This is a genomic window from Paenibacillus sp. p3-SID1389, assembly GCF_025151705.1.
GTDB classification, from domain to species: Bacteria; Bacillota; Bacilli; order Paenibacillales; family Paenibacillaceae; genus Fontibacillus; species Fontibacillus phoenicis.
This window is the reverse complement of sequence record NZ_JALXVO010000099.1, coordinates 1-4,228: the sequence shown is the minus strand read 5'-3', so window position 1 is coordinate 4,228 and position 4,228 is coordinate 1. Positions and strand designations below refer to the sequence as shown.

Genomic DNA, 4,228 nt, shown 5'->3' with positions numbered 1-4,228 from the left:
CTGCGTTGACAAAAGTTTTGACCTAACCGTACAATAATCTTACGGGCTTTTTTGCATAATGAACTATAAGGAATGAGCATTTAGAAGGCGGTGGACGAGATGACAACGCGCGTACAGCATGCCCTGGACCAACTGAAGAACAATGGAGTCCGCATTACGCCGCAGCGTCACGCCATACTTACGTATCTGATGGAATCGATGAGCCATCCGACCGCGGACGAGATTTACCGGTCCTTGGAGCCCCGCTTCCCGAACATGAGCGTAGCTACGGTATACAATAATCTGAAAATGTTGATTGAAGCCGGCATGGTCCGGGAGTTAACATATGGGGACAATTCGAGCCGTTTTGATGCGGACGTGTCCAATCATTATCATGTGATATGCGAGAAATGCGGAAAAATTGAGGATTTCATGTACCCCACTTTGGAAGAAGTCGAGCGCCAAGCGGAAGAAGCCACCGGTTTTGAGATTCACGGCCATCGGCTGGAACTGCATGGGGTATGTAAGGAGTGCCGTATGAAGCACTAAGGCAGTATTATCCTGTGAGAAGTAGATCAAACGTGTGGAATACCTTCGCGGATTCTTCACGTTTTTGTTTTTTTAGGTAACTTTCGGCGCACCTCATAAGTTTATTATTTAATAGGCGGAGATATCGATACGGAGGGTTTTCATTGAAGAGCAGAAGAGACATGGTTCAAAGGAAAAAGCGCGGCAGGAGAAGAACCAAATGGTTTTTCGGCCTGATTCTTATTATAGCAGGACTTTATTGGGCTCAATCGGAATGGCTGCCAAACCGCGAGCACGTTGATCCCGAATGGCTCGGCCGGGTGGATAAGCCTATTTTTGCAGATGGGCAATTGCTAAATGGCACCGGGATCGGATCGGGGGATAGCTTGAAGCTCCCGCTTCCGGTGATCCAACAGATCATCGACCCGACGATTCGGTATGAGGAAGACACCAAGTCGGTGATCTTAACGACGCCGCAGAAATTGGTTTTGCTCAAGGCCGACGAGAAGATCGCCAAAATCAATAATAAGCCGACGGAGCTGCGATTTGCCCCTGAGGAGAAAGACGGCGTTCTCTATCTCCCGGCACATCTGCTCCAGGAATTGTACGGAGCTGAGGTGCAGGAAGATACGGACTCCGGCGCTGTGCTGCTGTATCGGGCGGGAGAGAAGATTCTGCCGGCTGCGGTAGACTCCGGTTCCAGTAAAAAGGACAGCACCGTTCCCCTGCGAACGGGCCCTAGCATTCATCAGCCGATTCTGGCCGATATGCCGGAGGAGACTGCGCTGCGGATCCTGGAGACTCCCGATGATCAATGGTATTATGTACAGCTTAATAACGGGTATACCGGCTATGTTCAGAAAAAGGACGTGGTGCTAGGTGAGGAACGTTCCATCCCTGAACTCAAGTTGGAGTTATCCGCCGCCAAGCAGAAATGGCAGTCCAAAACGGTGAATATGACCTGGGAGGCAGTATACCAGGTGGCGCCAAAGCCTTCATCCATCGGCAAGCTGCCGGGTGTTAACGTTGTAAGCCCCACCTGGTTTTCCCTGGTGGACGGGAAAGGCAACGTGCAGAGCAAAGCGGACAGTGCCTATGTCAAATGGGCTCATGGTCAGGGAATGCAGGTTTGGGGCTTGTTCAACAACAGCTTTGATCCGGATTTAACCTCCAAGGCGTTGTCCAGCTTCGAGAACCGGCTGACGACCATCCTGCAAATGCTTCATTACGCGAAGTTGTACGATTTAGACGGCATTAACATCGATTACGAAAATGTCTACACCAAAGACGGGGAGAATCTCACCCAATTCATGCGCGAGCTGCGCCCATTGGCCGAGGAGCAGGGCTTGATCGTTTCGATCGACGTGACCCCCAAATCAAACAGTGAGATGTGGTCGGCCTTTTTGGATCGTCGGGCCTTGGCCCAAGCGGTCGATTACCTCGTATTGATGGCTTACGATGAGCATTGGGCGGCCAGTCCGGTGGCCGGTTCCGTCGCCTCATTGCCTTGGGTACGCTCGTCGGTGACGCGGATTTTGGAAGAGGATGATGTGCCGCCGAGTAAGCTGATCTTGGGTATCCCGTTGTATACCCGGGTGTGGACGGAGACGGTGAAGGACGGCAAAACGGAGATCAAGTCCAAAGCAATTGGAATGGACAAGGCTCAGCAAATCATCGCCGAGAAGAAATTAAAGCCGCGCTTCTCTGAAGAAACGGAACAGAATTACGTGGAATATAAAGACAAAGAAGGATTGCAACGCATTTGGCTGGAGGACGCGGAATCGTTAAAGCGCCGTGTGGAAGTGGCCAAATCGATGAAACTGGCCGGCATCGCCACCTGGACGCGTGCATTTGCTTCCGATGAAGCCTGGGAGACCCTTCGGGAAATTGAAAAATAGGCTACAAAAACCAAGCGGACCGCTGCTTTATATGCAGCGGTCCGCTTGGTTTCATTTTAAGATATCAGAAAATATAAACTTCGGGGCATTGGCATCCTGATATCGCAAGAAAAACTTCCGCTAAACGCGGTCTGTCTACTTTGAATGTACGTCGATAGACGTTTTTCTTATCCGAGGAGGACAGAATGACAATTAACTTGAGGTTGAAGCGCCGGTTGATTGCTGTTGCTCCAATTCCTCGGCCGTGATTGTCGCCTGCGACGGGTCGAGAGTGAGGATGGTTTTGCAGAACATGCAGCGATCCGTTTTGCCCAGCATTTTGGTCAGCTTGTGGCATTCCGGGCATTCCAGCTGCACCGCAGATGTGGACAACATGCCCGCCCAAAAATAGATGGCCAAGCTCGCGAGCATTGAGATCAAGCCGATGGCTAGTCCGATGGCAGCGATCGCTCTGCCCGCGGGTCCCCAGAATACGATCCCGGCGGTTCCCAGTACCATCAAGCCCATCCCAAGCATGGTCAGCAACAAGCCCCATAAACGAAATTCATTGATTTTGCTTGATTTAAAGAACATTGGGCCACCTCGATTCTATAACTCTTCAAGGGGAGCATCTCCCCACTTTTCCAAGTGCTCCAAAATCAAAGAAGGAAACTTAGATTAGGCGTAGAACTATATTATAACGAATTGGCAGGAATACGCCAAGCTGGGAGGGTATCCGTGGAAACAACCATTTTTTCGATCTTAGACGAGGAGAAAGCCGGGCATGGAGCCATTGGAGCGGTTGGGTATCACCTGGACCAAGCCGGCTTCCACGACTCGCTGTTGCATGATTTCGAATATCTCATTATGGTTGTGCACCATGGCTTGGAGGAGAAGGAACAGCGTATCGAGCACGGCATGAGCGGAGACTCGTCTTATCAGCTACTGCATGTGGGCACCCGCGAAATCGAACGGGGAATATTGACCGGTGATCAGCGGGATTCGGTGAAATACTTTTTGCACGGCGAGATCATTTGGGACATCGAGGGGAAGTTGACAAATTTCCGCTCCTATATTAACGAATTTGGTGAATCCATGAAGGAACGGAGGAAGCTGAAGGAATTTGCCAAGTTCCTCAAAGTCTATGGGGAAGCCAAACGGTATACAGCGGAGCAGGATCTGCTGGATGCTTATTATTGCGTGCTGCAGGCGTTAAAGCATTATGCCCGCCTTGAATTGATCGAGCAAGGGATTTTGCCGGAAAGCAGTGTGTGGGAACAGGTCCGCCCTTTGAATTCGGTCGTCTATAAACTGTTTGATGAGTTGACGGAAAATTCAGAAACATTGGAGCAGCGCATCCAGCTCGTACTATTGGCATGTGAATTTACACTCGCCAGCAAGATGGCGGATTGCTGTGAACTGCTCTTAAGGATTCTGGGCAGCCGTAAGGAAGCATGGAGTATTCAGGAGTTAGTACAGAACCCTGAGCTCGAACATGTGAGAGATGAGCTTCCGTTATTACTTCGCAAGTTGGTGGCCCGTTCCTTGGCGCAGGAAATCACCAAAGCTCATAAGGAAGGCGCAGGCGAGCGCCGGGAATTGCGATACAGAGCCTGATTGCGGCGTTCTGAACACTTCCAAAATATACCTTGGACAAACCTATTGACGCGCCCAGCGAGGATATGATAAATTATATCTCGCCCCTAAAAAAGGTAATGAAGTTTTGAAGCTGAAATCGGCACTGGCCGAAAGGTTTTTTAAAAAAACTTCTTGACTTAATCGAGGCAAACATGATATATTATAAAGGTCGCTGCTGAAACAAAGAACGGCGACGAAATGAAAGT

The 4,228-nt window shown here is 50.1% G+C and carries 5 protein-coding genes; 3 read left to right on the top strand and 2 right to left on the bottom strand.

Features of this window, described 5'->3' with window-relative positions:
* The first annotated feature begins 99 nt into the window (after window positions 1-99).
* Window positions 100-528: a Fur family transcriptional regulator gene (locus M3G15_RS21130; protein ID WP_009227107.1), complete on the top strand. Its 429-nt coding sequence runs from the start codon at window positions 100-102 to the stop codon at window positions 526-528.
* 161 nt (window positions 529-689) lie between these two features.
* Complete coding sequence (locus M3G15_RS21125) at window positions 690-2,405, top strand: glycosyl hydrolase family 18 protein (protein ID WP_260071994.1); 1,716 nt, start codon at window positions 690-692, stop codon at window positions 2,403-2,405.
* 192 nt (window positions 2,406-2,597) lie between these two features.
* Here the strand turns inward: M3G15_RS21125 and M3G15_RS21120 are convergent, their stop codons facing one another.
* On the bottom strand, window positions 2,598-2,978 hold the full coding sequence (locus M3G15_RS21120; RefSeq protein ID WP_260071993.1) for a DUF2614 family zinc ribbon-containing protein: 381 nt from the start codon (window positions 2,976-2,978) through the stop codon (window positions 2,598-2,600).
* 144 nt (window positions 2,979-3,122) lie between these two features.
* Between M3G15_RS21120 and M3G15_RS21115 the strand changes: the two genes are divergently transcribed.
* Complete coding sequence (locus tag M3G15_RS21115) at window positions 3,123-4,001, top strand: nucleotidyltransferase-like protein (protein ID WP_260071992.1); 879 nt, start codon at window positions 3,123-3,125, stop codon at window positions 3,999-4,001.
* A gap of 42 nt (window positions 4,002-4,043) precedes the next feature.
* Here M3G15_RS21115 and M3G15_RS21110 read toward each other — a convergent pair.
* Window positions 4,044-4,228: hypothetical protein (locus tag M3G15_RS21110; RefSeq protein ID WP_260071991.1), on the bottom strand; the 185-nt coding region annotated here is incomplete at its 5' end.